The following is a 26,584-nucleotide window of genomic DNA, read 5'->3' as shown; positions in this document are numbered from 1 at the left end:
CGTGACGGACGCCGGATGAACGCGATCACCGACGTCGGCGGCATCCGCGTCGGCCATTACCAACGACTGGACCCCGAGGCCTCCCTGGGAGCCGGGTGGGCGTGCGGCGTCACCGTGGTGCTTCCCCCACCGGGGACCGTCGGCGCGGTCGATTGTCGCGGCGGTGCGCCCGGCACCCGGGAGACCGACCTGCTGGACCCGGCCAACACCGTGCGGTTCGTGGACGCGGTGCTGCTCGCCGGCGGCTGTGCCTACGGCCTGGCCGCCGCCGACGGCGTCATGCGATGGCTGGAAGAACACGAACGTGGCGTGGCGATGGGCGAGGGCGTGGTGCCCATCGTGCCGGGAGCGGTGATCTTCGATCTGCCGGTCGGTGGCTGGCAGTGCCGCCCGACGGCCGAGTTCGGCTACCTGGCCTGCGCGGCCGCCGACGACGCCGCGGGGGGCGCAGCGATGGGCGTCGGGACCGTCGGCGCCGGGGTAGGCGCCCGGGCCGGAGCGCTCAAGGGCGGGGTCGGGACCGCCTCGCGGACGCTGCCGAACGGTGTGACCGTCGGGGCGGTGGCCGTGGTGAACTCCGCGGGCGAGGTCGTCGACCGGGCCACCGGTTTGCCGTGGATGGCGGACTTGATCCGGGAGTTCGGACTCCAGCCGCCGCCACCCGCGCAGATCGACGCGTTCGCCCAGTTGCCGACCGCGTCGGACCCGCTGGACAACCCCCTCAACACCGTCATCGCGGTGGTGGCCACCGATGCCGCCCTGAGCGCGGCGGCGTGTCGGCGGGTGGCCATCTCCGCCCACGACGGCCTGGCGCGCAGCATCCGCCCGGCGCACACGCCGGTCGACGGGGACACGGTGTTCGTCCTGGCCACCGGGGCGGTCGAGGTCGATCCCCCCGCCGATGCGCCGGCCGCGTTCTCCCCGGAGACGCGGCTGGTCACCGAGGTCGGTGTCGCCGCGGCCGATTGCTTGGCACAAGCGGTGCTGGGCGGCGTGCTGTCCGCTGAATCGATCGCCGGTATACCGAGCTTCCGCGACGTGCTGCCCGGCGCGTTCGGCCGATGAGGAATCCGTCGAACGCTGCGCCGGTAGCCTTGACGGTGCCGGAAACACGCTGGAAGGGCAGCCATGGGTAAGACCGCTCCGAGGGCACCCGCCGCCCAGACGAAAAAGCGGTCCACGGCGATGGTGGGCGCCGCCACGATCCTCACCTTCGTCGCGTTGCTCTACCTCGTCGAGCTGATCGATCAGATGACCCGGCATTCGCTGGACGCCAACGGCATCAGGCCCCTGGAGACCGACGGCCTGTGGGGCATCGTCTTCGCCCCGGTATTGCACGAGAGCTGGCAACACCTGATGGCCAACACCGTGCCGCTGCTCGTCCTGGGATTCCTCTTGACGCTGGCAGGGCTGTCCCGGTTCGTCTGGGCGACCGCGATCGTGTGGATCCTGGGTGGCTTCGGCACCTGGCTCATCGGCGACGTCGGCAGCAGCTGCGGTCCCACCGACCACATCGGGGCTTCCGGGCTGATTTTCGGCTGGCTGGCCTTCTTGCTGGTGTTCGGGATTTTCGTCCGCCGGGTGTCCAATATCATCGTCGGGCTGCTCGTCATGTTCGCCTACGGCGGCATCCTGCTCGGCGCCATGCCGGTGCTCGGCCTGTGCGGTGGCGTGTCCTGGCAGGGTCACCTGTGCGGAGCGATCGCCGGCGTCGCGGCCGCCTATATGTTGTCTGCACCGGAACGCAAGGCACGCGCGGGAAGGACGGCCGGCGCCACGTCGCCGCGACCCAAGACATGAGCTCACCGCTTGCCCCGGTCGGGGTCTTCGACTCCGGTGTCGGGGGACTCACCGTCGCGCGGGCGATCATCGACCAGTTACCCGACGAGGACATCATCTACGTCGGCGACACCGGCCACGGGCCCTACGGCCCGTTGACCATCCCCGAAGTCCGAGCGCACGCGTTGGCCATCGGCGACGACCTCGTCGGCCGCGACGTCAAAGCGTTGGTCATCGCCTGCAACACGGCATCCGCGGCCTGCCTGCGGGATGCCCGTGAACGCTACGACGTGCCCGTCGTCGAGGTGATCCTGCCCGCGGTGCGCCGCGCGGTCGCCACCACGCGCAACGGACGCATCGGCGTCATCGGCACACAGGCGACCATCAACTCGCACGCCTACCAGGACGCGTTCGCCGGCGCCCGCGACACCGAGATCACCGCGGTGGCCTGCCCGCGGTTCGTCGACTTCGTCGAGCGCGGCGTGACCAGCGGGCGTCAGGTGCTCGGATTGGCCGAGGGCTACCTGGAGCCGCTGCAGCGGGCGCAGATCGACACGCTGGTGCTCGGATGCACGCACTATCCGCTGTTGTCCGGGCTCATCCAATTGGCGATGGGAGAGCACGTGACGTTGGTTTCCAGCGCCGAGGAAACCGCCAAGGAAGTGCTTCGGGTGCTTACCGAACGGGACTTGCTTCGCCCCCATGATGCGTCGCCCGCGACTCGCGTCTTTGAAGCCACCGGCGACCCCGAGGCATTCACCACATTGGCCGCGCGATTCCTCGGTCCCGCGGTGTCCGGAGTCCAGCCCGTTGAGCGGGTGCGCATTGAATGACGGCCGGGCGGGATTCTCCTCGCACGAATGCGGCGATGTTTTCGGCATGGTTCCATCGGGCATGGCACAGTGGTGTCCGTGCGAATAACCGTGCTCGGCTGCTCGGGCAGCGTGGTGGGTCCGGATTCGCCTGCGTCGGGTTATCTGCTCCGGGCACCGGACACTCCGCCACTGGTCATCGACTTCGGCGGGGGCGTTCTCGGCGCGCTGCAACGCTATGCCGATCCCGGTTCCGTGCATGTGCTTTTGTCGCATTTGCACGCCGACCATTGTTTGGATTTGCCCGGACTGTTCGTATGGCGGCGCTACCACCCGACGCGCCCGCTCGGTAAGGCATTGCTGTACGGCCCCGGCGATACCTGGTCGCGGTTGGGCGCGGCGTCGTCACCCTACGGCGGTGAGATCGACGATTGTTCGGACATCTTCGACGTTCGTCATTGGGTCGACGGCGAGCCGGTGACGATCGGGGCGCTGACGGTGGCGCCGCGGGTGGTGGCTCATCCGACCGAGTCCTACGGCCTGCGGATCACCGACCCCTCTGGCGCATCGTTCGTCTATAGCGGTGACACCGGCGTCTGCGATCAGCTTGTCGAGTTGGCTCGCGGTGCCGATGTTTTTCTCTGCGAGGCCTCCTGGACGCACTCGGAGGACCGTCCGCCCGCGCTGCATCTGTCGGGGACCGAGGCCGGCCGCGCCGCGGCTGAGGCCGGTGTTCGCGAACTGTTGCTGACCCATATCCCGCCGTGGACCTCGCGTGAGGATGTGATCAGCGAGGCCAAGGCCGAGTTCGACGGTCCCGTGCATGCGGTGGTGTGCGGTGAGACGTTCGATATCCGCCGCTCCGAAAGGGTCTGAGCACACCGGGTTGGCTAGTGTTGCTCGGGTGACGAGACGAGAAGACGGCCGCCTTGACGACGAGCTTCGGCCCGTGGTCATTACCCGCGGTTTCACTGATCACCCCGCCGGTTCGGTACTGGTCGAATTCGGCAACACCAAGGTCATGTGCACCGCCAGCGTGACCGAGGGCGTGCCGCGCTGGCGCAAGGGGTCGGGCCTGGGGTGGCTGACCGCGGAGTACGCGATGTTGCCGTCGGCGACCCACACGCGCTCGGATCGCGAATCGGTGAAGGGCCGGCTGTCGGGACGCACCCAGGAGATCAGCCGGCTGATCGGGCGGTCGCTGCGGGCCTGCATCGACCTGGCGGCGTTGGGGGAGAACACCATCGCGGTCGACTGTGACGTGCTGCAAGCCGACGGGGGCACCCGCACCGCGGCCATCACGGGTGCGTTTGTGGCGTTGGCCGACGCGGTGACCTATCTCGGCGCGTTGGGGAAGCTGTCGGACCCCCGGCCGTTGTCGTGCGCCATCGCGGCGGTCAGCGTCGGCGTGGTCGACGGCAGGGTCCGGGTGGACCTGCCCTACGAGGAGGACGCCCGCGCCGAGGTGGACATGAACGTCGTCGCCACCGACACCGGCACCCTCGTCGAGGTTCAGGGCACCGGTGAGGGGGCGACCTTCCCCCGTTCGACGCTGGACAAACTGCTCGACGTGGCGCTGGCCGCCTGTGACAAGTTGTTCGCCGCCCAGCGCGAGGCGCTGCAGCAGCCATACCCCGGTGTGCTCCCGGAGGGGACTCCGGCGCCGAAGGCGTTCGGCAGCTGACCCGCCTGCTGGTCGCCAGCCGCAACCCGAAGAAGCTGGCCGAGTTGCGCCGGGTGCTCGACGCCGCCGGCCTGACGGGATTGACGTTGGTGTCGCTGGACGACGTCGCGCCGTTCGAGGAAGCGCCGGAGACGGGCGCGATCTTCGAGGACAACGCCCTGGCCAAGGCGCGGGATGCGTTCGCCGCGAGCGGGTTGGCAAGTGTGGCCGACGATTCCGGACTGGAGGTGGCCGCGCTGGGCGGCATGCCCGGTGTGCTGTCGGCGCGTTGGGCGGGCACGCACGGCGATGACGCGAGCAACACCGCGTTGCTGTTGGCGCAATTGCGCGACGTGCCCGACGGGCGCCGCGGCGCGGCGTTCGTGTCCGCCTGTGCGCTGGTCTCGGCCGCCGGCGAGGTCGTCGTGCGCGGCGAGTGGCCCGGCCGCATCGCCGCCGGACCACGCGGCGAGGGCGGCTTCGGCTACGACCCGGTATTCGTTCCCGATGGGCACGACCGCACGGCAGCAGAGCTGAGTCCGACGGAGAAGGACGCCGTTTCACATCGCGGTCGCGCGCTGCGGCTGCTGTTGCCGGCGCTGGAAACGCTGGCCCGATCCGGGGGCTAGGCGGCGGTACTTCGCGATGCCGGGCCGACGTCGACAACACGCGTCTCACCAGTCCCGGCTCGGGGGTGGTTGGGCCATTTGCCCGCCTTTGAGCGACAAATTGTTGCTCCGCGGCGTTGTCGCTCAAAGGTGGGCATTCGCGTGCCGTCCCCGGGAGGGGTCAAACGTGGCGAAGCGACCTAAAGACCGAAACGCGCCTTGACGTCCCTGGTTTGGAAGTGCTCGACGATGATGCCGAGCAGCGGGATGGTCCCGGACAGCAGCACGCCGACCGTCTTGCCGAGCGGCCAGCGCACCTTGATCGCCAGGTTGAACGCGGTCAACACGTAGACGAAATACACCCAGCCGTGCACCACTTCGATCCACCGGATCTCGTGGCCGAAGGCGAGGTGCGAGACGATCTCGTAGCACAGCGCGATGAGCCACAGACCTGTCGTCCACGCCATGATCCGGTAGCCGAGCAGCGCGGTGCGGATCTTGTCGACGGGCACTGCGGGCACTGGTGATCCGGGCGTCTCCGGTGTGATCATGCGGTTGTCCTCTTTTGCTTTTCGGCATCTTGGGCGGCGAGTTCGGCCAGGTAGTCGTTGTACTCCCGCAGCGCCGGGTCGTCGGGTGACTGCGGTGTGGGCTTGGGTCGCTCGGGGAGCAGTCCGGCGGGTATCTCCGTCACGGCGTCGGTGCCGCGCGGCTCTGGTGGTTCCTCTTCGTAGCGAACGAATTTGCGGTACGCATACACGCAGAACCACGCGAACAGCGGCCATTGCAGTGCATAGCCGAGATTCTGAAATGAGCCGGCGACGGATTGATATCTGGTCCACTGCCACCAGCCCAGGGCCAGGCAGCCGCATGCCGCGACGAACACCAGGGCGACCAGCGCGGGTCTGCGACGGTGTGTAGTGGACACCCCCTGACCGTACCGCTCAGGATTTGGGCCCGGCGAATTCGACGAGGCGCACGATGGCTCGACCCGGGTGCATCCGGCGGTACGATCGGCACGCCGCGGGCGTGGCGAAATTGGCAGACGCGATGGTTTTAGGTGCCATTGCTCGAAAGAGCTTGAGGGTTCGAGTCCCTCCGCCCGCACTGATTTCGACGCCGGTCACGACAGGAAGCGGGCGCGCACCTCCGGCGCCGGCAGCGGGCAACTGTCGTACTTGCCGAAGACCCGATAGCGGATCGCGGCGAATCGGTCGTAGAGCCAGTCGCGCACGGGCGTCGGCACGAGGCGGGCGACCTTGAGCACCTTCCACGGGCCGCCGAGATAGTCCACTACGCGCAACGCGGCCTCGGACCGGACGGCCACCCGTTCCGATGGCTGGCCGGGATCATCGACGAACACCACCGAGTCGACGTCTCCCATGTCCGGGTGGCGCTCGATGATCGCTTTGGCGAAGACGCTCTCCAGGGCCGCAAAGCGCAGCGGACCGCCGGGGTCGACGCGAAGGATCGTGCGCACCGCCCGGTTGCAGACCCCGCAGACACCGTCGTACAGCAGCACCGGGGCCACTGTCTCCCTGTTCATATCTCCCAGGTTACCGACGGTGCCGAATGTGGACAGGGGCCGAGGTTGACCTATGGTAAGGCAACCCTTAGTTTGTGGGGTAACGTACCAAGTCGTGACCGGCTGGCCGGTGATCCGCGGCACGGTGCCGCCCGCGCGGGGTTGCGGCAGCTGCCGGATTCACAATTCGTGCGGCCTCGACGGCCGCATCGATCCGTGGCCTCGTGGCGGTGATCCCGTGGAGTCGTCACACCGGTGAGGGCGTCGCGGCGCGCAGCGCCGCGGGAAAGGACCGCCAATGGCACGCGGATTCTCCGGTGCGATGTTGCGCAGCTTCGGCGCGCGCGACCACACCGCGACGGTGATCGAAACCGTCCGGATCGCGCCGCACTTCGTGCGGGTACGCATGACCTGCCCGACGCTGTTCGAAGACGTGGATGCCGAACCGGCCGCATGGCTGCGGTTCTGGTTCCCGGATCCGGATGGATCGAAAACGGAGTTCCAGCGCGCCTACACGATTTCGGAGGCGGACATCGCGGCCGGGCGCTTCGCGGTCGACATCGTGCTGCACGATCCCGCCGGACCGGCGTCGCTCTGGGCGCGCACCGTAGCGCCCGGCGCCACTATCGCCGTCATGGCGCTGATGGGTTCGTCGCGGTTCGACGTGCCCGACGAGCAGCCGGCCGGATATCTGCTCATCGGTGACTCGGCGTCCATCCCGGGAATGAACGGGATCATCGGCGTCGTCCCCGACGACGTCCCGATCGAGATGTACCTCGAAAAGCACGACGACAACGACACATTGATCCCGATCGCGCAGCACCCCCGGCTGCGACTGCATTGGGTTGCCCGCCACGACGAGAAATCCCTTGCCGCGGCGATCGAAAGCCGAGATTGGTCCGACTGGTATGCGTGGGCGACGCCGGAGGCCACGACGCTCAAGCAGGTGCGAACCCGGCTGCGTGACGAGTTCGGCTTTCCCAAATCCGAGGTACACGCCCAGGCCTATTGGAGCGCCGGGCGCGCGATGGGCACCCGCCGCGGTGATGAGCCCGAGGGATCCGAAAGTGTCGCGCTCACCGTTTCTCCGGAAGAGGTTGCGGCGCAGCTGGAGTCGGCTCAGCCAATTCCCGGCACGACGCCCGCCCCAGTGTCTCGCGGAAACTGGCGCGCCCAGGCCGCCGGCCGATTGCTCGCGCCGCTGCGGTCGGCGCTGATCGCCTCCGGTGCATTGCAGGCGGTGATCACGCTGGTGCAACTGGCGCCGTTCGTGCTGCTGGTCGAGCTGGCCCGGCTCCTGGTATCCGGGGCGCCCGCCTCCCGGCTGTGGAACATCGGCATCGCCGCGGTGTCGCTGTTGGGTTTGGGGGCGTTGCTCGGTGCCGCGCTCACACTCTGGCTCCATGTGATCGACGCGCGATTCGCCCGTGATCTGCGTTCGGGTTTGTTGCGCAAGCTGTCTCGGCTACCGCTGGGCTGGTTCACCGCCCGCGGGTCGGGTTCGATCAAGCAGCTGCTACAGGACGACACGCTGTCCCTGCACTACCTGGTCACCCATGCCATCCCGGATGCGGTCGCCGCGGCCGTCGCGCCGGTTGCGGTGCTGGTCTATCTCTTCGTTGTCGACTGGCGGGTGGCGCTGGTGTTGTTCGCGCCCGTCCTGGTCTACCTGGTGCTGACGTCGTCCCTCACGATTCAGTCGGGCCCGCGCATCCCGCAGTCGCAGCGCTGGGCGGAGACGATGAGCGGCGAGGCCGGGGCCTATCTGGAAGGCCAGCCGGTGATCCGCGTCTTCGGCGGTGCCGCCGCGTCGAGTTTCCGGCGCCGCCTGGACGAATACGTCGGCTTCCTGGTTGCCTGGCAGCGCCCGCTGGCCGGCAAGAAGGCGTTCATGGATCTGGTCACCCGCCCCTCGACGTTCCTGTGGCTCATCGCGGCCACCGGCACCCTGCTGATCGTCGGCGGCCGGATGGATCCGGTGAACCTGCTGCCATTCTTGTTGCTGGGCACCACCTTCGGTGCGCGACTGCTCGGGATTGCGTACGGCCTGGGCGGCATCCGCGTCGGCATGTTGGCCGCCCGGCGACTGCAGAACACGCTCGACGAACCCGAACTCGCCGTGCGCGGCCAAGGCGAACCCAACGGGAAATCGTCGAAGGCGGTGGTGTTCGACAACGTCAGTTTCGGCTACCGCCCCGGCGTCCCGGTGATCCACGACGTGTCGCTGACCTTGCGGCCCGGCACGGTCACCGCGCTGGTCGGACCGTCTGGATCGGGCAAGTCGACGCTGGCCGCCCTGCTGGCCCGGTTCCACGACGTCGAACAGGGTTCGATACACGTTGGGGGACAGGATATTCGGTCGATGACCGCCGACCAGCTCTACGCCCAGGTCGGATTCGTGCTGCAGGAAACGCAGTTGGTGCACGGCACCGTGGCCGAAAATATCGCGCTGGCCGTGCCCGATGCCACCGCGGAACGCATCGAACAGGCGGCGCGCGAGGCGCAGATCCACGACCGCGTCATGCGGCTGCCGGACGGCTACGACACCATGCTGGGCGCCGGCACCGGCCTGTCCGGCGGGGAGCGCCAACGCCTCACCATCGCCCGCGCGATTCTGGCCGACACCGAAATTCTGATCCTCGACGAAGCCACCGCGTTCGCCGACCCGGAATCGGAATATCTTGTGCAGCAAGCGCTCAACCGTTTGACGCAGGACCGCACCGTGCTGGTGATCGCCCATCGACTGCACACCATCACCCGGGCCCACCAGATCGTCGTGCTCGATCACGGCCGCATCGTCGAACGCGGAACCCACGACGAGTTGCTGGGCGCCGACGGCCGGTACCGGCGCCTGTGGGAGGGCGGCCGCCGCGACCAGGTGGCTGCCGGCGCGGCCGGGGAGGGTGCCCGATGATTCGCACGTGGTTGAGTCTGGTCCCGGCGGGTCGCCGCAACCGGGTCATCGCCTACACGGTGCTGGCCTTGATCTCGGTCGTCGTGCGGGCGGTGGCCACCGTCCTGCTGGTTCCCTTGGTGGGCGCCTTGTTCGGCGACGTCCCGCAGCGCGCGATGGTCTGGCTGGGCTGGCTGACCGCCGCCACGATGCTGGGCTGGGTGATCGACACCGCGACAGCGCGCATCGGCTTCAACCTGGGTTTCGCCGTGCTGGACCACAGCCAGCATGACGTGGCGGACCGCCTGCCCGGCGTGCGGCTGGATTGGTTCACCGCCGAGCACACCGCGACGGCGCGCCAGGCGATCGCCGCGACCGGCCCAGAACTCGTCGGTCTCGTCGTCAATCTGCTCACGCCGCTGATCTCGGCCGTGCTGCTGCCCGCGGCCATCGCGGTGGTCCTGTTGCCGGTCTCCTGGCAGCTGGGCCTCGCCGCCCTGGGCGGCCTGCCGCTGATGTTGGGCGCGCTGTGGGCGTCGGCACGCCTGGCGCGCCGCGCCGATTCCACTGCGGCCGAGGCCAATAGCGCGCTCACCGAACGAATCATCGAGTTCGCCCGAACCCAGCAGGCGTTGCGCGCCGCGCGACGCGTCGAGCCGGCCAGAAGCCTGGTCGGCGATGCGCTGGCCGCACAGCACGGCGCGACCATGCGCCTGCTCTCCATGCAGGTCCCGGGTCAGCTGCTGTTCAGCCTCGCCAGCCAGCTGGCCCTGATCCTGCTGGCCGGGGCGACCACCGCGCTGACGGTGAACGGAACGCTCACGGTGGCCGAGGCGATCGCATTGATCGTCGTCATCGTGCGCTACCTCGAGCCGTTCACCACCATCAGCGAGTTGGCGCCGGCGCTCGAAAGCACCCGCGGCACGCTCGACAACATCCGTGCCGTGCTCACCGCGCCGCTGATGAACGCGGGAGCCGCGATATTGGCGGGCGCCGCGGCGCCGCGTATCGAATTCGACGACGTCGTGTTCCGGTACCCAGCTGTCGGTGGCGCCACCGACCTGGTGCTCGACGGGGTGAGCTTCTCCTTGGAGGCGGGAAGCACGACGGCGATCGTCGGGCCGTCCGGGTCGGGGAAGAGCACCATCCTGGCGCTGATCGCCGGGCTGCACGAGCCCACCCGCGGCCGGGTGCTGATCGACGGCGTCGACGCGGCGACGCTGGACGCCGAAGCGCGGCGCGCGGCAAGCAGCGTCGTGTTCCAGCATCCCTATCTGTTCCACGGGTCGGTCCGCGACAACGTGTTCGCCGGAGATCCCGGCGCCGGCGATGACCGGTTCAGGCGGGCGGTGACGCTCGCGCGCGTCGACGAGCTCGTCGCAAGGCTGCCCGACGGCGCCGACAGCGTCGTCGGTGAAGCGGGCTCGGCGCTCTCGGGCGGTGAACGGCAGCGCGTCAGCATCGCCCGCGCGTTGCTCAAACCCGCACCGATACTGCTGGTAGACGAGGCGACCAGCGCGCTGGACACCGAGAACGAAGCCGCCGTGGTCGACGCGCTCACCGCCGACCCGCAATCGCGCACCCAGGTGATCGTTGCGCACCGTCTGGCCAGCATCAGCCACGCCGACCGCGTCCTGTTTCTCGACAACGGGCGGGTGGTCGAGGACGGCACGGTCGACGAATTGCTCGCTGCGGGCGGTCGTTTCGACGAATTCTGGCGGCAGCAGCACGAGGCCGCCGAATGGCGCATTCTGGCCGAGTAGATTGCCACGGCTGACCGCAACTCTTGCGGTATGCCTTACAGTTGGTCAGTCGGACGGAGCTGTCTGCGTACAGGAGGCGTGCTGCTTATGAGTGCTGTGCTGTCGATACCGCGTTATCCCGGCGACGTGACCCCGGCCTGGTTGTCGGCCGCGCTCAGTGGGCGCGGCGCGGCCGTCGAGGTCGCCGACGTGGACGTGGTCGCGATCGGCACCGGGCAGACCGGGGCCACCTACCGGGTGACCGCCCGCTATGCGACGGATCCCGGTGACCTGCCGCAGACGTTTGTGATCAAACTGCCGGCCCAGGACGACACCGTGCGCGACCGGGTGGTCATCGGCTATCGCAGCGAATGCGCGTTCTATTCCTCGGTGGCGGATCGGGTACAGGTGCCGACGCCGCAATGTTTCTACTCCGAGATCACCGAGGACGCAATGGATTTCGCCCTGCTGCTCGCTGATCAAGCGCCTGCGGTGCAGGGCGATCAGCTCATCGGCTGCGGTGAAGCCGAAGCGCGCCTTGCGGTTAACGCGCTGGCCGGTCTGCACGCGCCCAGCTGGTGCGACCCCGTCTGGCTTGATTTCCCCGGCATCGCGTTTGGCCGGCCGGATGAGGCCGGTGCGGGCGGCATGGGCGAAGTGGCGAAGATGAGCGCCGACATCACGTTGGAGAAGCTGGGCGACCGCATGAGCGCCGAAGACCGCGATACCTTCAGCGCGGCAATGGGTTTGATCACACCGTGGTTGTTGTCCGAGTACGACCGGTTCGCGTTGCTGCACGGCGACTACCGTCTGGACAACCTGCTGTTCGATCCGGACCGAACCAGCGTCAGCGTGGTCGACTGGCAGACGCTCGGCGTGGGTTTGCCGACCCGAGATCTCGCCTACTTCACCGCAACCAGCCTCAATTCGCAGCTGCGCGCCGGCATCGAAGAAGAGCTGGTCACCGACTACCATCGCTCGCTGACGGCCGGCGGGGTCAGCGACTACGACCACGAAACATGTTGGCGTGATTACCGGCTCGGGGTGTTGCAAGCGCCACTGATCTCGGCGCTGGGGTTCGCGTTCGCCGCCGCGACCGAGCGTGGCGACGACATGGTGCTGGCCATGCTCAGCCGCGGCTGCCAGGCGATCCGCGAGCTGGGCACGCTGGAGCTGATCGGCTGAGACCTCAGAGGTCGCCGGTGAAGTCGGCGCTCAGCCAACGATCCGGCCGGATGGTGAACAGCGCCTCCTCGGCGCCTTCCATGCTGCGGACGAACGCACGCCCGCCTTCCTCGCCGAGGTAGCGAATGGCGATGGCTTCCTGCACGTCGGCCGGGGCAGGGTTGGTGGTGTCGACCACCGCGCCCTCGACCACGACGTACTGATACGGCGGCTCCTCGCGCTGGACGACCAGCGTCACCACCCCGGACCGCTCGATGAGCCGCGCCTTGCGACTGGACGGCCCGGTCATGATCCGGATGTTGCCGCCCGGCGTGTAGTCGTACCAGATCGGGACACTGGCCGGCGGCCGGCCGTCGGTCGCCGCGACGGACAGCACGCCGACGTGCTTGGCGGCCAGGAACTCCTGACGCTCGGTTTCGGTGAAGGCTTTCATGTGGCCTGACAGCGCGGATGCCCGACGATCTATTCCCGGGTGGTCAGTACACCTAGTACTGCGTCGAGCCCTGATCGACCGGGATCTGCGCGGCGGTGACCTTGCGCGACTCGTCGCTGGCCAGCCAGCACACGGTATCGGCGATCTCCTCCGGCTCGGCGACCCAGTCCGGCAGGAACGGCGTGAGGACGTGGGAGAGCTGCGGGTTGGTTTCCATCGTCTTGCCCACCGCCGTGACCATGTCGCCCGATCCCATCGGTGTATTCACCGGTCCGGGATGAACACTGTTCACCCGGATCGAATGCTTACCCAGCTCGGCGGCGAAGGCCCGCGCCAGCCCGGTGACGGCGTGCTTACTAGCGGTGTAGTGAATCATGAACGGCTGCATCTTCATACCGGCAGCGGAACTGATCAGGATGATGGAGCCGCCGCGGCCGCCTTCGATGATCTTGTCCGCCCCGGCCATCACGGTGTTCCAGGTGCCGGTCACGTTGATGTCCATGACGTCGCGAAAGTCTTCCGGCGTGATGTCGTCCCACGCCTGCGGTGCCGCGACCCCGGCGTTGGCGACGATGATGTCCAGGCGCCCTAGCGCGGCGACACCGGCGTCGACGATCTTTCGCAGGCCGTCGAAGTCGCGGGTATCCACGACCGAGGCGATGATGCGGCGGTTCGCTTCTTCAACCAGGCGAACCGTTTCGCTCAGGTCGTCCGGACTCGCCGGGTCGTAGGGAACGCAGGACGGAAGCTTGCCGGCGATGTCGACGGCGATGATGTCGGCGCCTTCTCGCGCCATGCGCACCGCATGCGCCCGGCCCTGGCCGCGTGCCGCGCCGGTGATGAATGCCACTTTTCCGGCAAGCTTGCCGCTCATTAACGCTCCTTCGTTGTGGTAGCCCGCCCCGCCGCCTTGACCAGGTTCGAGCCGATGATCAAACGCTGAATTTCGCTGGTGCCCTCGTAGAGCCGCAGCAGGCGCACGTCGCGGTAGATGCGTTCGACCGGAACGCCACGCATGTAGCCGCTGCCGCCGTGTATCTGCACCGCGAGATCGGCTACCTTGCCGGCCATTTCCGTGCAGAACAGCTTGGCCGCCGACGGGGCGATCCTGCGGTCTTGATCGGTGACCCACTGCCGCGCCGCGTCGCGCACCAGTGCACGGCCGGCCATCACCCCGGCCTGCTGGTCGGCGAGCATCGCCTGCACCAACTGAAAGCTTCCGATCGGCGCCCCGCCCTGCGTCGCGGTGGCGGCATACGCGACGGATTCATCGAGCGCGCGCTGCGCGGCGCCCACCGCGAGGGCGGCGATGTGCACCCGCCCCCGAGCCAGCGAGGTCATCGCCGCCCGATAACCGATGTCTTCGTTGCCGCCGATCAGCGCGCCGCCGTCCACCCGGACGTCGTTGAAGCTGACGTCGGCGGTCCATGCGCCTTCCTGACCCATCTTGGCGTCCTTGGCGCCCACCTGCACCCCGGCCGCATCCGCCGGAACCAAAAAGACCGCGATCCCGGGTCCCTTGTCGTCGGCCGGCCGGGTGCGGGCGAACACCACGAAAAGGTTGGCGACGGGCGCGTTGGTGATGAAGCGCTTCTGGCCGGAGATCACCCAATTATCGCCGTCGCGAGCGGCTTTGGTGCGCAGGCCTGCCGGGTTCGATCCGGCGCCGGGTTCGGTCAGCGCGAAGGAGGCGACGACGTCGCCGGACGCGATCGCCTCGAGCCAGCGCGACTTCTGTTGGTCGGTGCCGAACCCGACCAGAACCTGTCCGGCGATGCCGTTGTTGGTGCCGAACATCGAGCGCAGCGCCAGTGACGTGTAGCCCAGCTCCATCGCCAGCTCGACGTCTTGCACGAGATTGAGGCCGAGACCGCCCCAATCCTGGGGGATCGCATAGCCGAACAGGCCCATTCTCTTGGCCTCGTCGCGTAGATCGTCGGGGACGCGATCGGCGTCGAGGATCTCCTGCTCGCGGGGTACGACCGCGCTGCGGACGAATTGCCTTGTCTGAGCCAGGATCTCGCGGAAGTCCTCCTCGGAGACTTCGGCGAATTCGGCGGCGGCCATTGGCTCCATGCTCCTCTCCCGATCCGGGGCACCCCGGTTCAGGGCAGGATCCTATATCAAATATGATATTTGCTTTGTGGGTGCCCGATGTTGGCGATAACAGAGAAGGATGTGTGATCCAGGTGTCGTTGTTGGCAGATCAGACCGCGGTAATCACGGGCGGAGCGCAAGGACTGGGTCTGGCCATCGCGGAGCGCTTCGTCGCCGAGGGGGCGAGAGTCGTGCTCGGCGACGTCAATCTCGAGGAAACCCAAGTGGTGGCCAAGCAGTTGGGTGGTGATGACGTCGCGATCGCGGTCCGCTGCGATGTCACGCGGTCGTCCGACGTCGAAGCCCTGATCCAGACCGCGGTCGAGCGTTTCGGCGGCCTGGACATCATGGTGAACAACGCCGGGATCACCCGGGACGCCACGATGCGCAAGATGACCGAGGAGCAATTCGATCAGGTCATCAACGTCCATCTGAAGGGGACCTGGAACGGCACCCGGCTGGCCGCCGCCATCATGCGGGAAAACAAGCGCGGCGCCATCATCAACATGTCCTCGGTGTCGGGGAAGGTCGGCATGGTCGGCCAGACCAACTACTCGGCGGCCAAGGCCGGCATCGTCGGGATGACCAAGGCGGCCGCCAAAGAGCTGGCCTATTTGGGCGTGCGAGTCAACGCGATCGCCCCCGGTTTGATCCGCTCCGCCATGACAGAGGCCATGCCACAGCGCATTTGGGATTCGAAGGTCGCCGAGGTGCCGATGGGCCGGGCCGGTGAGCCCAGCGAAGTCGCCAGCGTGGCGTTGTTCCTGGCCTCCGACCTGTCGTCGTACATGACCGGCACTGTCATGGAGATCACCGGCGGCCGACACCTGTGACAACCAGCGCTCGGCGTCAAGACAGGAGTTGCCATGCGTGAAGCCGTCATCTGTGAGCCGGTGCGGACTCCGATCGGCCGCTACGGCGGAATGTTCAAGGCGCTTTCCGCCGTCGACCTCGGTGTCACTGCCCTGAAGGGGTTGCTCGAGCGAACCGGGCTGGCGCCCGACGCCGTGCACGACGTGATCCTCGGCCACTGCTATCCCAACAGCGATGCGCCGGCGATCGGGCGTGTGGTGGCGCTCGATTCCGGCCTGCCGGTGACGGTCCCCGGCATGCAGGTCGACCGCCGTTGCGGGTCGGGCCTGCAAGCGGTGATCCAGGCGTGCCTGCAAGTGGGCAACGGCGACCACGATCTCGTCGTCGCCGGGGGCTGCGAAAGCATGAGCAACGTCGCCTTCTACTCCACCGATATGCGCTGGGGCGGGGCCCGCGGCGGCGTCCGGGTGCACGACGGGCTGGCGCGGGGACGCACCACTGCCGGCGGCCGGCACTACCCGGTACCCGGTGGCATGCTGGAGACGGCCGAGAATTTGCGCCGCCAGTACGGCATTTCGCGCCAAGAGCAGGACGAGCTCGCGGTCCGGTCGCACCGGCGCGCGGTGGCCGCGCAGAAAGATGGCGTCCTCGCTGAGGAGATCATTCCGGTCGCCGTTCCCACGCGCAACGGCGAGGAAGTCATCGACACTGATGAACACCCACGCGCGGACACGTCAGTGGAGTCGTTGGGCAAGCTCAAACCCGTTCTGCTGAAGGAGGATCCGGAGGCAACGGTCACGGCCGGTAACTCCAGCGGGCAGAATGACGCGGCCTCGATGTGTGTGGTGACCACCCCGGAGAAAGCCGACGAATACGGCCTGACGCCGTTGGTGCGCCTGGTGTCCTGGGGGGTGGCGGGGGTCGCGCCCAACGTCATGGGCATCGGGCCGGTCCCCGCGACCGAGGTGGCGCTGTCCAGGGCCGGCTTAGCACTTTCTGACATCGACCTCATCGAGCTCAACGAAGCCTTTGCCGCGCAAGCGCTTGCGGTGCTGCGGGAATGGAATTTCGGGGCCGCCGACCATGAGCGGACCAATGTGCACGGGTCGGGGATCTCGCTGGGCCACCCGGTCGGCGCAACGGGCGGACGGATGCTGGCCACGCTGGCGCGCGAGCTGGGTCGCCGGCAGGCGCGCTACGGGTTGGAGACCATGTGCATCGGTGGCGGCCAGGGCCTCGCCGCCGTCTTCGAGCGGGTCGCATCGCGATGACCGATCCCGGGTTGCCTCTGAACGGCGTCACCGTCATCGAGGTGTCCAGTTTCGTCGCCGCGCCCCTGTGCGGCATGACGCTGAGTCAGCTTGGCGCGGAGGTGATCCGGGTCGACCCGATCGGTGGCGCCTCCGACGTGCAACGGTGGCCGCTGGCGGCGGACGGCACCTCGATCTATTGGACCGGCCTGAACAAGGGAAAGCGTTCGGCCACCATCGATCTGCGCTCCGCCGACGGCCAAGAACTCGTCCAGCGGCTGATCGTCGAGGGCGACGGCATCGTCGTCACCAACGCCGTCCTGCCCTGGCTCAGCCATGAGCTCTTGGCGGCCACGCGCCCCGACGTGATCCACGTCCAGTTGCTCGGTCGCGGCGACGGCTCCACCGGGGTGGACTACACGGTCAACGCCGGTCTCGGCTATCCGCTCGTCACGGGCCCGGCCGATCATGCCGGTCCGATCAATCACGTCTTGCCGGCCTGGGACCTCTGCTGCGGACTGTACGCCGCGCTGTCCGTCGTCACCGCCGTCCGTCGCCGTGACCAGTCCGGGGCGGGGAGCCGGATCAGCCTGGCGTTGGAGGACGTCGCGCTGGCCACCGCCGCCAATCTGGGGTTGCTCACCGAGCCGCAGGTCACTGGGACACAACGCGAACGGCTGGGCAATGCCATCTACGGCCAGTACGGGCAGGACTTCACCAGTCGTGACGGCGCCCGGTTCATGGTCGTCACCCTCACCAAACGGCACTTTCGCGATCTGGTCGAGGTCACGGGCACTCACGCCGCGGTGTCGGTGCTCGCCGAGGCGCTGGGGGTCGACTTCGCGTCGGAAGGGGACCGGTACCGATACCGGGACGTGCTATCCGGCCTGTTCGCCACCTGGTTCACCGATCACAGCGCCGACGAGATCACCGCCGCGCTGTCGAACACCACGGTGCTGTTCGAGCGCTACCGCACCTTCGCCGAGGTCGCTTCGGGACCGAAAGTCACTGACAATCCGCTGTTTTCGCGATTGCGGCAACCGGGCATCGGGGACTACTTCGCGCCCGGCCTGCCGGCCGCGATCGACGGCACCCATCCCGCTAGCGCGCCCGCACCCGCCTTGGGACAAGACACCGCCGACGTCCTTGCGCGTTTGGGGCTGACCGCCGTCGACATCGAGCGTCTGGCGAACGCGAAGACCATCGCCAGGTGAGCAGCCGGAGGGAACCATGACCAAACTCGCCCAGACGCTCGGATTGACCGAAGTCCAGACCGAAATCATTGCCACCGTACGGCAATTCGTCGAGAAGGAAGTCATCCCCAACGCGGCCGGGCTGGAACGCGCCGACACCTACCCGCAGGCCATCGTCGACCAGATGCGCAACATGGGCCTGTTCGGGCTGATGATCCCCGAGGAGTATGGCGGCCTGGGCGAATCGCTGTTGACCTACGCGCTGTGCGTCGAAGAGCTTTCGCGCGGGTGGATGAGCGTGTCCGGGGTGCTCAACACCCATTTCATCGTGGCGTACATGCTGCGCCAGCACGGCACCGACGAGCAGAAGCAACGCGTCCTGCCCCGCATGGCGACCGGCGAGACGCGCGGCGCCTTCTCGATGTCGGAGCCCGAGCTGGGCTCGGACGTCGCCGCGATCCGGACCCGGGCCCGGCGCAACGCGGATGGCGCCTACACCATCGATGGCCAGAAGATGTGGCTGACCAACGGCGGCACCTCGACGCTGGTGGCGGCGCTGGTGCGCACGGACGAGGGCTCGGACAAGCCGCACCGCAACCTGACCGCGTTCCTCGTCGAGAAGCCGGTGGGCTTCGGCGAAGTCGTTTCCGGCCTGCGCATTCCGGGCAAGATCGACAAGCTGGGCTACAAGGGCATCGACACCACCGAGCTGATTTTCGACGGCTACCAGGCCAGTGCCGATGACGTTCTCGGCGGGACGGCGGGGCAGGGCTTTTTCCAGATGATGGACGGCATCGAGGTCGGCCGGGTCAACGTGTCGGCGCGCGCGTGCGGGGTCGGGATTCGCGCGTTCGAGCTCGCGGTGCGCTACGCGCAACAACGCGAGACCTTCGGCAAGCCGATCGCCGAGCACCAGGCCATCGCCTTCCAGTTGGCTGAGATGGCGACCAAAGTCGAAGCGGCACACCTGATGATGGTGAATGCGGCGCGGCTGAAGGACTCGGGGGAGCGCAACGACGTCGCCGCCGGGATGGCCAAGTACCTGTGCAGCGAGTATTGCAGCGAGGTCACCCAGCAGAGCTTCCGGATCCACGGCGGCTACGGTTATTCCAAGGAATACGAGATCGAGCGGTTGATGCGTGACGCGCCGTTCCTGCTGATCGGCGAGGGAACCAGCGAGATCCAGAAGAACATCATCAGCAAGCGACTGCTCGCCGAATACCAGGTGTGAAACGATGAGCGTTCCGGATTTCGCTGCGCGGCCTCAACTTTCCGAGGACGTCGCGCGCTTGATCCGCAGCAGGATCTTCGACGGCAGCTATGCCGCCGACTCATATGTTCGGCTGGATCAGCTGGCCGCGGAACTCGGGATCAGCGTCACTCCGGTGCGTGAGGCGTTGTTCGCGCTGCGCGCCGAAGGCTTGATCGCCCAGCAGCCGCGCCGGGGTTTCGTGGTGTTGCCGGTCACCGGACGTGATGTCACCGACGTGGCGAATGTGCAGGCGCATGTGGGCGGTGAGCTGGCCGCGCGGGCCGCGGTCAACATCACCGACGACCAATTACGCGAGCTCAAGGAGATCCAGGCGCAGTTGGAGAATGCGTATGCCGGTGATGAGCACGAGCACACCGTCGGCCTGAATCACGAATTTCACCGGGCCATCAACATTGCCGCCGATTCGCCGAAGCTGGCGCAGCTGATGTCGCAAATCACCCGGTATGCACCCGAATCGGTGTTTCCGGCCATCGAGGGCTGGCCCGAGCAGTCGATGAGGGACCATCGGCGGATCCTGTCCGCGCTGAAAAAGCGCGACGACAAGCTGGCGCGCGCCGCGATGTCGGAGCATCTCGCTGCCGGCGCGGTGCCGCTGATCGATCACCTCGTCGCCCGCGGCGTGGTGGTGGAGGAATAGCAGCCATCTCTTGTCGCACAGCCGGGTCGGGCCTACGCTGCGATCAGGGTGGGCAACGAACGGAGAGAACAAGATGCCCGCAACGCGTCGCGCATCGGCCGTATTCGTTGCGATTGCGACCGCCACCGTCCTCGCGCCGCCGGCCCTCGCCGACCAGGTCGACCCGATCCCGGGCAATGGTGTTTTTGTCGTGGGGCCTGATATCGCACCGGGCCTGTACCACACGGGCGGTTCGGGTTCGGCCTTCGGCGTCTGGATCAACAATGTGCCGACCCAGGACTCGATGTGCTCGTGGTTCACCTACAGCACACCCGATGCGAACAAGGACCATGTGCTCCAGACGAACACCTCCATCGGTCCGATGTACGCGAACATCAATTCCGCGGTCAAGGCCTTCGAGTCGCAGAACTGTCAACCCTGGACGAGGGTCCCCTAGGGCTAGTTCGCGTCGGCCAATATCTCCCGCAGCCGGCGCACGTCGACCTTTCCGGTGCCACCGCGCGGCACATCGTCGTCGGAGTCCAGCATCAGCCACACCGTAGGTATCTTGAACGCGCTCAGCAGCTTTCGGGCCGACGCGTGAAGTCGCTCGGCGGTGAACGCGTCACCGCACACTACCGCCGCGCCGACCCGTTCGCCCGCGGTTCCCGGCACGTTGGTGACGAAGGCATTGTCGACGCCGTCGATGCTGCACAGCGCGCGCTCGACCTCGCTGGGGTAGACGGTCGCACCGCTGACTTTGAACATGTCGTCGGATCGCCCGTGATAGAACAGGAATCCATTCTCGTCGAGTTGGCCGAGGTCACCGGTGGGGTAAAAGCCGTCGGCGGTGAACAGCTCTTCGCGGCTGCGCCCGCAGATGCCTCGCAGCGTGTGCGGTCCGCGGATCTGGATCATGCCGGCCGTTCCTGCCGCGACGGGCTCACCGTTTTCGGGATCGACGATGCGGACTTCCATGCCTGGAAACGGCTTTCCGCAACTGCCCCAGGCCGTGGCGGGCAGGTCGGTGTCGGCGGGGTAGCCGCTGTAGGGCCCGAATGCCTCGGTCATGCCGAACAGCGTCGCCCGGGCACCCGGCTGGGCCCGCTGCTCGGGGGGCAGCAGGGCTTCCAGGCTTCCCGGTCGCAGCGCCGAGAGATCCACGCCGACCGAGATTGCATGCCGCGCCAGTGCCTCGGCCTGATCGGGCCAGCCGCGAAACAGCGTGACCCGTTCGCGCTCCAGTAGGCGCAGGGTGGTTTCGGGACGGGGGATTTCTTCGGTCACCAGGGTGGCGCCGGCCAGCAGAACCGACAGGATTCCGCTGCCGAACCCGCCCACCCAGAAGAATGGCATCGGCAGATACAGGCGGGTTTCGGCGGTGATGCACCGCGCCGCCAGCCCCGACTGCACGGCGCCCAGCGCGTTGCCATGGGAGTGCAGGACGCCCTTGGGCGATCCGCTGCTGCCCGAGGTGAACATGATGACCAGCGGGTCGGCGGGGGTGACCGTGTCGGTCATCGCGTCGATGATCTGCCGGGCCCGGTCACTCACGGGGGCGTTGTCGAGCTGGTCGATCGACCAAACCTGTTGTAACGCCGGACGTTCGGATCGTCGCAGCGTCTGCAGGTCGTCGAGATAGCGATGGCCGCGGAATTCCTCGACGCTTACCAGGAACTGGACGGCGGCGACACGCAGCTGCGCGACGAGCTCGCCGGCCTGCAGCAGCGTGCTCAGCGGGACCAGAACAGCGCCGATGCGGGTCAGCGCGATGGCGACCTGTACCCAGCGGGTGCCGTTGGGCATGATCAATCCCACCCGAGTGCCCTTGCTTACGCCGGCCTCGACGAATGCCGCAGCCAATTCGCGTGTGGTCGAGTCGAGTTCGCGGTAGGTGACCCGGGAGGTGGGATCGATCACCATCGGTGTGTCCGCGTCGTTCTTGGCCCGAAACCTCACCAATTGATCGATGGTGCTAGGCATCGAAGAGCCTTCTCAGTCGCTGCCTGTCGACCTTGCCGCTGGACAGCAGTGGTACGTCTGCTCGCGCAAGGGCGACGAACCGCCTGGGAATCTTGTACGACGACAGCTCCCCTTTGAGCCGTTCACGCACCGTGGCTTCGTCGAAATCCGGTTGGACGACCACCGCGGCAACCAGCTCTCCTCGTTGGGTGTCGGGGACGCCCACCACGTGGGCCTCCGCGCCGGTGATCCTGGCGATGGCCCTCTCCACCTCGGCCGCCGACACGTTGGCTCCCGCCGTTTTGATCATTGTGCTCAGCCGGCCAACGAAATAGACGAATCCGTCGGCATCTGTGCGCACCAAATCACCTGTGTGGAACCAGCCGTCGGCGTCGAAGCACTCCTCGCGACTGCGTTTGTAATAGCCCTGCATCAGGTACGGCCCGCGGATGCAGAGTTCGCCCACCTCGCCGACGGCAACGCCTTTCCCGGTGTCGGTGTCGACGAGCATCGACTCAAACCCGGGGGCGGGCTTGCCGAATGATCCCCGCCGCGTTTCGGGTTGGTCGGATTCGTCCCCGTCGATCAGTACGACGCCGCCGGCCTCGGTCATGCCGAGCATGTTGTGCCTGAGCTCCGGGTCGGCCGGTCGGGTGTCGGGGGACATGATCGGGTAGAGGTTGCCGCGCCGCATCGACGACAGATCACGCGCGGCGTAGCTCGGGTGGTCGGCCAGGTGAGCGATCCCGGCCGCGAACCCGTTGGTCATGGTGGGTTTTTCGGCCTCCAGCAGGTCGAGTGTCGCCGCGGCCCCGTCGGTATCGGAGGTGGCGTTGGAGCACACCAGGGTCGATCCGGCCATCAGGGTGGCGAGCAGGCCGAACGCGAACCCGCCGATCCAGAAGAACGGCGAATTGCAGAACAGCTTGTCCGAAGCGGTCAGGCCGCGGATCGCGTTGAGGTTCCGCTGATGTCCCAACAGCGCGCCATGCGTGTGCACCACCCCTTTGGGCGCGCTGGTCGATCCGGACGTGTAGACGATGGCCAGCGGATCGCTGTCGCAGACATCGTCTTCCATCGCCGGCGGCACCGTCGGGTCGATGGTGCCGGCCAGCGTGCACACCGCCTCGTGAGTGAACGCCACGTGGCGCAATTGCGGCGCCGCCGCACAAAACAACCGATCGCCGGACGCGAAATCGGCCTCCGGAAGAATTTCGGACAGGCGCTGTGCATAGTCGTGGGACCGATAAGATTCAGCGCTCAACAGGATTTCGACGTCGCTGTCGACCAGCTGCTCGCGCAGTTCGCGGGCGGTGACGAAAGTCGAGAACGGGACCACCACGGCCCCGATCCGCGCCGCCGCCAGCATGCCGACGACGAAGTCAGGTCCGTTCGGATGCAGGAGTCCGACATGGGTTCCCTTGCCGGCGCCGAGGGCCATCAGACCGCGGGCGAGCTCGGCCGAGCGGCGATCGGCTTCGCCATATCCGATGCGGTCACCGTCGCAGACCAGAAGCGGGTGATCCCCGCGCAGTCGGGCCTGATGTCGCAACGCCGCGGCGACCGTCAAGGAATCAGAGCGCATGGTTGCGCGGCGCCGCGGGCTCGCGGAAGTAGTCCTGGATCGCGCCGAGATCGGCCTTGCCCGACGGTGTTCGCGGAATGGTGTCGACGACTGCGATCTCGGTGGGAATCTCGTAGCGCGCCAGGCGCTCTCGCAGATACGCCACCAGCGCATCGGCGTCGACAGCAGACGGCTCGCGCAGTTCGACCATGGCGACCGGCGTTTCGCCGAGCCGCTCGTCGGGCCGGGCGACCACCGCCGCGCCCGCCACCGCGGGGTGGCTCTCCAGCGCGGCGCGAACGTCGTCGGGCATCACCTTGAACCCGCCGCGGATGATCGCCCGGTCGGCGCGTCCGACGATCCACAGGAAGCCGTCGGCGTCGATGCGCGCCATATCCGTGGTGCGCATCCATTGCGCGGCCGGTCCCAGCTGGCCCGGCTTGACCTCCAGCAGTCCGACTTCGCCGGGGCCCAGCGGTGTTCCGTCCTCGGCGACCACCCGCAGCTGAGCGCCCGGATTGGCCCGGCCGACGCTGCCCCGTTTGGTTCCCCAGTACCGCTGGTAGTCGGGAAGGGTCCAGCCCGCCACGCCGCCACCGAACTCGGTTGCGGCATAAGAGGTCAGTACCGGGATGCCGTACTTCTCGGTGAAGGCGTCGGCGTCGTCGGCAGACAGCGGCGCCGTGCCGCAGGTGACGGCGCGCAGACTTTCCAGATCGGCGCGCGGCACATCGGAGTGCAAGACGGTGCGCAGGGCCGCCGGTACCAGCGACGCCGCGCGGGGCCGGTGCTTGCGCACCGCCTCGGCCCATGCGTTGAGCTCGAATCGTTCCAACAGCACGAACGGTCTGGCCTCGGTGATGCATTGCAGCACACGGAATACGCCACCGATGTGCACCAGCGGCGAGTTCACGATCGCGACGCCGCGCCGCAGCTCGGTGGGTGCCGGTGTGCGCTCGGGTTCGGCGCCCATCACACTGCGCGCCAGCATGTCGTAGCTCAGGTCGATTCGCTTGGGCGGCCCTGTCGTGCCACTGGTCAACATGCGCACCGCGACACCGGTCGGCGGGGCCGGTCCGGTGCGGGGTTGTTCAGACACGTCGACGTCGTCAAGCGGGCCCGCAATCGCGGCGGTCGGGGTGCCCGCGGCCACCAGTGCCGCCAGATCGACGCGCTCGCCAACGATCAGGGGAAGCTGTAGCCGGGCGATGTCGGCCTTGGTGCGCTCGTCGCCACGAGAGGGGTTGATGACCACGACGGTTCCGCCGCCCAGCAGCACGCCCAGAAAGGCCGCCACGTGCCCCGGCCGGTTGCGCAGCAGCATCCCGACTTCGGTGCCCGCGGTGAGGCCGGCGATTCGCCGAGCCAGGGTGCTGACCTGAGCCCACGAGATCCATTGGCCGCCAAACTCGATGGCGTGCGAGTCCGGCTGTAGGTCGAGCACATCGGCGACGCGCTGGATGAGCGCATGTTGCGCCATCAGCGGACCGTCGGTGTGCGCGTGGCGCCGCCGGGGACCTGCTGCGCGGCCAGTTCCGCGGTGCCCAGCGGGTTTCCCAGCCGCGTGTAGATGAGGCCCTGTTCCAGGGCCGCGCGGTACGGCTTGTCCAGCGATTCCCAAATCGCTTTCACCGTGCCCTGAGTCGCCGTCGGCGGCTTGGCGGCGATGGTCGCCGCGATCTCATGGGCCCGGCTCCAGAGCTGATCGGAAGAGACGATCTCGGAGACCAATCCGATCCGCAGCGCGGTGTCGGCGCTGACCCGCTCGTCGTTGCCCATCAGCGCAATACGCAACGTGTCCCCGAGGCCGACGCGCCGCATCAGCCCGATCGGTTCCAGGGCGCAGACCAGGCCGGCCGATACGTGGGAGTCGAAAAATGTGGCGTCGTCCGAACAGATGACCACGTCGGATTCGTTGATGAAGTAGAACGCGCCGGCCGTGCACATGCCCTGGACCGCGCAGACCACGGGTTTCCACATCTTCTGCCACTTGGGGCTCAGGGCTTCGCCGGGATCTTCGTGGTTCCAGACGTTTTCGGGCTGCCCGTAGGACTCCTTGATGTCCAGTCCGGTGCTGAACGCACGGTCGCCGGCGGCTCGCAGCACCACCGCGTGCACCGACTCGTCGAGCTTGACCGCGTGCCAGGCGCGGGCCATCTCCTCACACATGGTGCGGTTGAACGCGTTCAACCGCTCGGGCCGATTCAGTGTGATGGTGGCGACGTGGTCGGCGGCGTCGACCTCGAGCAGGATGGTCTCGAACTTCATCGGCTTGCTCACCGGCACTGCCAATTCGGTTTGCGCTTTTCGACAAACGCCCGGGGGCCCTCGGCCGCATCCTCGGTTCGCAGCACCCGCTCGCGAAACGTTTCGGCGAGTATCTCCGCCTCGTGCAGCGGCACATTCAGGCCCTTGAGGATGGCGAGCCGGGTGCCCCGGACAGCCAGCGGCGCATTGGAATTGACGATGTCGGCGATCTCGTGGGCGCGGTCCAGCAGACGGTCGTGCTCGACGACTTCACTGATCAGCCCGAGCTCGTAGGCGCGCTCGGCGCTCATCCGCTCGTGCTTGCCCATCAAGGCCATCCGCAGCGTGACCGAGCGGGGTAACACGCGGGACACCCGCACCAACTCGCGGCCGGCCACCAGCCCGATGCTGACGTGCGGATCGAAAAAGGTCGCCTGCTCGGACGCGATGACGATGTCTGTCGTCGTGACCCAATCCATGCCGGCGCCACAGCAGATGCCGTTCACCGCGGTCAGCACCGGCTTGGCCGTCGTGCGAAAGGGCGGCGTCCCTTCCTGCGGCGCCTCCCATTGGTCGTATGTCGACAGGTATGGCCGCTCGTAGATCACCTTGCCGTCTTCGGGAATTTCTTTGACGTCGGCGCCGGTACAGAACGCGCGGCCGGTGCCGGTAACGATGGTGAGCCAGACGCTGTCGTCGTTTTCGGCCTCGTCGTAGGCGGCCCGCAGTTCGGTGATCATGTGCGGGCTGAGCGCGTTGAGCGCATCCGGGCGGTTCAGGGTGATGGTCGCGGTGTGCCCGTCGACCTCGTACTTGATGGTGTCGAACGAATCAGTGGGCATCGATCATCCCTTCGTATGGCGCCCGGTGCACCCCACGAGCGTGGGGGATATGGACGGAGTTGAGACAATTCCGGTGCGTAGCGCCCA

26 protein-coding genes and 1 tRNA gene are annotated in these 26,584 nt (G+C 67.5%); 16 read left to right on the top strand and 11 right to left on the bottom strand.

Translation table 11 applies throughout. The features are described from left to right. Window positions 1-15 precede the first annotated feature (15 nt). The 6 genes from Q0W90_RS01245 (at window position 16) to rdgB (ending at window position 4,883) form a co-directional block, all read left to right on the top strand. Entirely contained in the window at window positions 16-1,065 is a 1,050-nt protein-coding gene (locus Q0W90_RS01245) for a P1 family peptidase (protein ID WP_297772751.1), read from the top strand. Window positions 1,066-1,128: 63 nt separating this feature from the next. Continuing rightward, on the top strand, window positions 1,129-1,800 hold the full coding sequence (locus Q0W90_RS01240) for a rhomboid family intramembrane serine protease (RefSeq protein ID WP_297601929.1): 672 nt from the start codon (window positions 1,129-1,131) through the stop codon (window positions 1,798-1,800). Continuing rightward, window positions 1,797-2,612, top strand: a complete 816-nt coding sequence (gene murI, locus Q0W90_RS01235; RefSeq protein ID WP_297601704.1) for a glutamate racemase — start codon at window positions 1,797-1,799, stop codon at window positions 2,610-2,612. Before Q0W90_RS01240 ends, murI begins: the two co-directional genes overlap by 4 nt. A gap of 72 nt (window positions 2,613-2,684) precedes the next feature. After that, window positions 2,685-3,467, top strand: a complete 783-nt coding sequence (locus Q0W90_RS01230) for a cyclic nucleotide-degrading phosphodiesterase (protein ID WP_297601708.1) — start codon at window positions 2,685-2,687, stop codon at window positions 3,465-3,467. Window positions 3,468-3,495: 28 nt separating this feature from the next. Further along, the gene (rph, locus tag Q0W90_RS01225) at window positions 3,496-4,275 is read left to right on the top strand and encodes a ribonuclease PH (protein ID WP_297601711.1); all 780 of its coding nucleotides are present in this window, start codon (window positions 3,496-3,498) and stop codon (window positions 4,273-4,275) included. After that, window positions 4,272-4,883 carry an RdgB/HAM1 family non-canonical purine NTP pyrophosphatase gene (gene rdgB / locus Q0W90_RS01220; RefSeq protein WP_297772764.1) on the top strand — a complete coding sequence of 204 codons (612 nt, stop codon included), beginning with the start codon at window positions 4,272-4,274 and terminating at the stop codon, window positions 4,881-4,883. Before rph ends, rdgB begins: the two co-directional genes overlap by 4 nt. 179 nt (window positions 4,884-5,062) lie before the next feature. Here rdgB and Q0W90_RS01215 read toward each other — a convergent pair whose 3' ends face one another. Then, on the bottom strand, window positions 5,063-5,413 hold the full coding sequence (locus Q0W90_RS01215) for a DUF3817 domain-containing protein (RefSeq protein WP_297601714.1): 351 nt from the start codon (window positions 5,411-5,413) through the stop codon (window positions 5,063-5,065). Next, window positions 5,410-5,790, bottom strand: a complete 381-nt coding sequence (locus Q0W90_RS01210; protein ID WP_297772747.1) for a hypothetical protein — start codon at window positions 5,788-5,790, stop codon at window positions 5,410-5,412. Before Q0W90_RS01210 ends, Q0W90_RS01215 begins: the two co-directional genes overlap by 4 nt. Window positions 5,791-5,885: 95 nt before the next feature. Here Q0W90_RS01210 and Q0W90_RS01205 point away from each other — a divergent pair. Continuing rightward, window positions 5,886-5,969: transfer RNA gene (locus Q0W90_RS01205), tRNA-Leu, on the top strand. A 16-nt stretch (window positions 5,970-5,985) separates the two neighbouring features. Here Q0W90_RS01205 and Q0W90_RS01200 read toward each other — a convergent pair. Next, window positions 5,986-6,408: a DCC1-like thiol-disulfide oxidoreductase family protein gene (locus tag Q0W90_RS01200; protein WP_297772745.1), complete on the bottom strand. Its 423-nt coding sequence runs from the start codon at window positions 6,406-6,408 to the stop codon at window positions 5,986-5,988. Window positions 6,409-6,685: 277 nt separating this feature from the next. Here Q0W90_RS01200 and Q0W90_RS01195 point away from each other — a divergent pair, with 277 nt between their 5' ends. The 3 genes from Q0W90_RS01195 to Q0W90_RS01185 all read left to right on the top strand — a co-directional run bounded on the left by Q0W90_RS01195 (window position 6,686) and on the right by Q0W90_RS01185 (window position 12,207). Further along, window positions 6,686-9,301 carry an ABC transporter ATP-binding protein/permease gene (locus Q0W90_RS01195; protein ID WP_297772743.1) on the top strand — a complete coding sequence of 872 codons (2,616 nt, stop codon included), beginning with the start codon at window positions 6,686-6,688 and terminating at the stop codon, window positions 9,299-9,301. Then, window positions 9,298-11,043: an ABC transporter ATP-binding protein gene (locus Q0W90_RS01190; RefSeq protein WP_297772741.1), complete on the top strand. Its 1,746-nt coding sequence runs from the start codon at window positions 9,298-9,300 to the stop codon at window positions 11,041-11,043. Before Q0W90_RS01195 ends, Q0W90_RS01190 begins: the two co-directional genes overlap by 4 nt. Window positions 11,044-11,130: 87 nt before the next feature. After that, window positions 11,131-12,207 (top strand): phosphotransferase, encoded by a 1,077-nt coding sequence (locus Q0W90_RS01185; RefSeq protein ID WP_297697985.1) that lies wholly within the window; start codon window positions 11,131-11,133, stop codon window positions 12,205-12,207. A gap of 4 nt (window positions 12,208-12,211) precedes the next feature. On the opposite strand, the gene Q0W90_RS01180 is transcribed toward Q0W90_RS01185, so the two are convergent. The 3 genes from Q0W90_RS01180 to Q0W90_RS01170 are packed head-to-tail and all read right to left on the bottom strand — an operon-like array spanning window position 12,212 to window position 14,707. Continuing rightward, on the bottom strand, window positions 12,212-12,640 hold the full coding sequence (locus tag Q0W90_RS01180) for a pyridoxamine 5'-phosphate oxidase family protein (protein ID WP_297594579.1): 429 nt from the start codon (window positions 12,638-12,640) through the stop codon (window positions 12,212-12,214). A gap of 52 nt (window positions 12,641-12,692) precedes the next feature. After that, on the bottom strand, window positions 12,693-13,514 hold the full coding sequence (locus tag Q0W90_RS01175; RefSeq protein ID WP_297594581.1) for a mycofactocin-coupled SDR family oxidoreductase: 822 nt from the start codon (window positions 13,512-13,514) through the stop codon (window positions 12,693-12,695). Continuing rightward, window positions 13,514-14,707 carry an acyl-CoA dehydrogenase family protein gene (locus tag Q0W90_RS01170; protein WP_297772738.1) on the bottom strand — a complete coding sequence of 398 codons (1,194 nt, stop codon included), beginning with the start codon at window positions 14,705-14,707 and terminating at the stop codon, window positions 13,514-13,516. Before Q0W90_RS01170 ends, Q0W90_RS01175 begins: the two co-directional genes overlap by 1 nt. A gap of 113 nt (window positions 14,708-14,820) precedes the next feature. On the opposite strand from Q0W90_RS01170, the gene fabG reads away from it, so the two are divergent. The 6 genes from fabG (at window position 14,821) to Q0W90_RS01140 (ending at window position 20,339) form a co-directional block, all read left to right on the top strand. Further along, window positions 14,821-15,570: a 3-oxoacyl-ACP reductase FabG gene (fabG, locus tag Q0W90_RS01165; protein ID WP_297594585.1), complete on the top strand. Its 750-nt coding sequence runs from the start codon at window positions 14,821-14,823 to the stop codon at window positions 15,568-15,570. A 33-nt stretch (window positions 15,571-15,603) separates the two neighbouring features. Further along, window positions 15,604-16,821: an acetyl-CoA C-acetyltransferase gene (locus Q0W90_RS01160; protein ID WP_297594587.1), complete on the top strand. Its 1,218-nt coding sequence runs from the start codon at window positions 15,604-15,606 to the stop codon at window positions 16,819-16,821. Beyond that, the gene (locus tag Q0W90_RS01155) at window positions 16,818-18,014 is read left to right on the top strand and encodes a CoA transferase (protein WP_297594589.1); all 1,197 of its coding nucleotides are present in this window, start codon (window positions 16,818-16,820) and stop codon (window positions 18,012-18,014) included. The genes Q0W90_RS01160 and Q0W90_RS01155 overlap by 4 nt, the downstream gene beginning before the upstream one ends. A gap of 16 nt (window positions 18,015-18,030) precedes the next feature. Continuing rightward, entirely contained in the window at window positions 18,031-19,224 is a 1,194-nt protein-coding gene (locus Q0W90_RS01150; RefSeq protein WP_297772735.1) for an acyl-CoA dehydrogenase family protein, read from the top strand. A 4-nt stretch (window positions 19,225-19,228) separates the two neighbouring features. Then, the gene (locus tag Q0W90_RS01145) at window positions 19,229-19,903 is read left to right on the top strand and encodes a GntR family transcriptional regulator (protein ID WP_297594593.1); all 675 of its coding nucleotides are present in this window, start codon (window positions 19,229-19,231) and stop codon (window positions 19,901-19,903) included. 73 nt (window positions 19,904-19,976) lie between these two features. After that, entirely contained in the window at window positions 19,977-20,339 is a 363-nt protein-coding gene (locus Q0W90_RS01140) for a hypothetical protein (protein ID WP_297594595.1), read from the top strand. 2 nt (window positions 20,340-20,341) lie between these two features. On the opposite strand, the gene Q0W90_RS01135 is transcribed toward Q0W90_RS01140, so the two are convergent. From Q0W90_RS01135 to Q0W90_RS01115, 5 genes are read right to left on the bottom strand one after another with little or no spacing between them, the layout of a single operon-like run. Continuing rightward, entirely contained in the window at window positions 20,342-21,865 is a 1,524-nt protein-coding gene (locus tag Q0W90_RS01135; protein WP_297772733.1) for a class I adenylate-forming enzyme family protein, read from the bottom strand. Next, window positions 21,858-23,429, bottom strand: a complete 1,572-nt coding sequence (locus tag Q0W90_RS01130) for a class I adenylate-forming enzyme family protein (RefSeq protein WP_297698000.1) — start codon at window positions 23,427-23,429, stop codon at window positions 21,858-21,860. Before Q0W90_RS01130 ends, Q0W90_RS01135 begins: the two co-directional genes overlap by 8 nt. Further along, the gene (locus Q0W90_RS01125; RefSeq protein ID WP_297772731.1) at window positions 23,419-24,888 is read right to left on the bottom strand and encodes an AMP-binding protein; all 1,470 of its coding nucleotides are present in this window, start codon (window positions 24,886-24,888) and stop codon (window positions 23,419-23,421) included. Before Q0W90_RS01125 ends, Q0W90_RS01130 begins: the two co-directional genes overlap by 11 nt. Then, entirely contained in the window at window positions 24,888-25,694 is an 807-nt protein-coding gene (locus Q0W90_RS01120; RefSeq protein WP_297594672.1) for an enoyl-CoA hydratase/isomerase family protein, read from the bottom strand. Before Q0W90_RS01120 ends, Q0W90_RS01125 begins: the two co-directional genes overlap by 1 nt. Then, window positions 25,685-26,497: an enoyl-CoA hydratase/isomerase family protein gene (locus Q0W90_RS01115; RefSeq protein ID WP_297594603.1), complete on the bottom strand. Its 813-nt coding sequence runs from the start codon at window positions 26,495-26,497 to the stop codon at window positions 25,685-25,687. The genes Q0W90_RS01120 and Q0W90_RS01115 overlap by 10 nt, the downstream gene beginning before the upstream one ends. Window positions 26,498-26,584: the final 87 nt, after the last annotated feature.

This window comes from Mycobacterium sp. (genome assembly GCF_025933915.1).
GTDB lineage: Bacteria > Actinomycetota > Actinomycetes > Mycobacteriales > Mycobacteriaceae > Mycobacterium.
Note: the sequence above shows the minus strand (reverse complement) of the source record. Positions and strands in the feature narration are given on the sequence as shown.

Bases quoted from the DNA above. Each gene is read 5' to 3' on its own strand.
- Q0W90_RS01150 (WP_297772735.1), top strand. From the start codon at position 18,031: ATGACCAAACTCGCCCAGACGCTCGGATTGACCGAAGTCCAGACCGAA.
- Q0W90_RS01125 (WP_297772731.1), bottom strand. From the start codon at position 24,888: ATGGCGCAACATGCGCTCATCCAGCGCGTCGCCGATGTGCTCGACCTA.
- Q0W90_RS01175 (WP_297594581.1), bottom strand. From the start codon at position 13,514: ATGAGCGGCAAGCTTGCCGGAAAAGTGGCATTCATCACCGGCGCGGCA.
- Q0W90_RS01170 (WP_297772738.1), bottom strand. From the start codon at position 14,707: ATGGCCGCCGCCGAATTCGCCGAAGTCTCCGAGGAGGACTTCCGCGAG.
- Q0W90_RS01190 (WP_297772741.1), top strand. From the start codon at position 9,298: ATGATTCGCACGTGGTTGAGTCTGGTCCCGGCGGGTCGCCGCAACCGG.
- Q0W90_RS01245 (WP_297772751.1), top strand. From the start codon at position 16: ATGAACGCGATCACCGACGTCGGCGGCATCCGCGTCGGCCATTACCAA.
- Q0W90_RS01160 (WP_297594587.1), top strand. From the start codon at position 15,604: ATGCGTGAAGCCGTCATCTGTGAGCCGGTGCGGACTCCGATCGGCCGC.
- Q0W90_RS01195 (WP_297772743.1), top strand. From the start codon at position 6,686: ATGGCACGCGGATTCTCCGGTGCGATGTTGCGCAGCTTCGGCGCGCGC.
- Q0W90_RS01130 (WP_297698000.1), bottom strand. From the start codon at position 23,429: ATGCGCTCTGATTCCTTGACGGTCGCCGCGGCGTTGCGACATCAGGCC.
- murI (WP_297601704.1), top strand. From the start codon at position 1,797: ATGAGCTCACCGCTTGCCCCGGTCGGGGTCTTCGACTCCGGTGTCGGG.
- Q0W90_RS01185 (WP_297697985.1), top strand. From the start codon at position 11,131: ATGAGTGCTGTGCTGTCGATACCGCGTTATCCCGGCGACGTGACCCCG.
- Q0W90_RS01135 (WP_297772733.1), bottom strand. From the start codon at position 21,865: ATGCCTAGCACCATCGATCAATTGGTGAGGTTTCGGGCCAAGAACGAC.
- Q0W90_RS01240 (WP_297601929.1), top strand. From the start codon at position 1,129: ATGGGTAAGACCGCTCCGAGGGCACCCGCCGCCCAGACGAAAAAGCGG.
- Q0W90_RS01200 (WP_297772745.1), bottom strand. From the start codon at position 6,408: ATGAACAGGGAGACAGTGGCCCCGGTGCTGCTGTACGACGGTGTCTGC.
- Q0W90_RS01180 (WP_297594579.1), bottom strand. From the start codon at position 12,640: ATGAAAGCCTTCACCGAAACCGAGCGTCAGGAGTTCCTGGCCGCCAAG.
- Q0W90_RS01115 (WP_297594603.1), bottom strand. From the start codon at position 26,497: ATGCCCACTGATTCGTTCGACACCATCAAGTACGAGGTCGACGGGCAC.
- Q0W90_RS01140 (WP_297594595.1), top strand. From the start codon at position 19,977: ATGCCCGCAACGCGTCGCGCATCGGCCGTATTCGTTGCGATTGCGACC.
- Q0W90_RS01215 (WP_297601714.1), bottom strand. From the start codon at position 5,413: ATGATCACACCGGAGACGCCCGGATCACCAGTGCCCGCAGTGCCCGTC.
- Q0W90_RS01155 (WP_297594589.1), top strand. From the start codon at position 16,818: ATGACCGATCCCGGGTTGCCTCTGAACGGCGTCACCGTCATCGAGGTG.
- Q0W90_RS01145 (WP_297594593.1), top strand. From the start codon at position 19,229: ATGAGCGTTCCGGATTTCGCTGCGCGGCCTCAACTTTCCGAGGACGTC.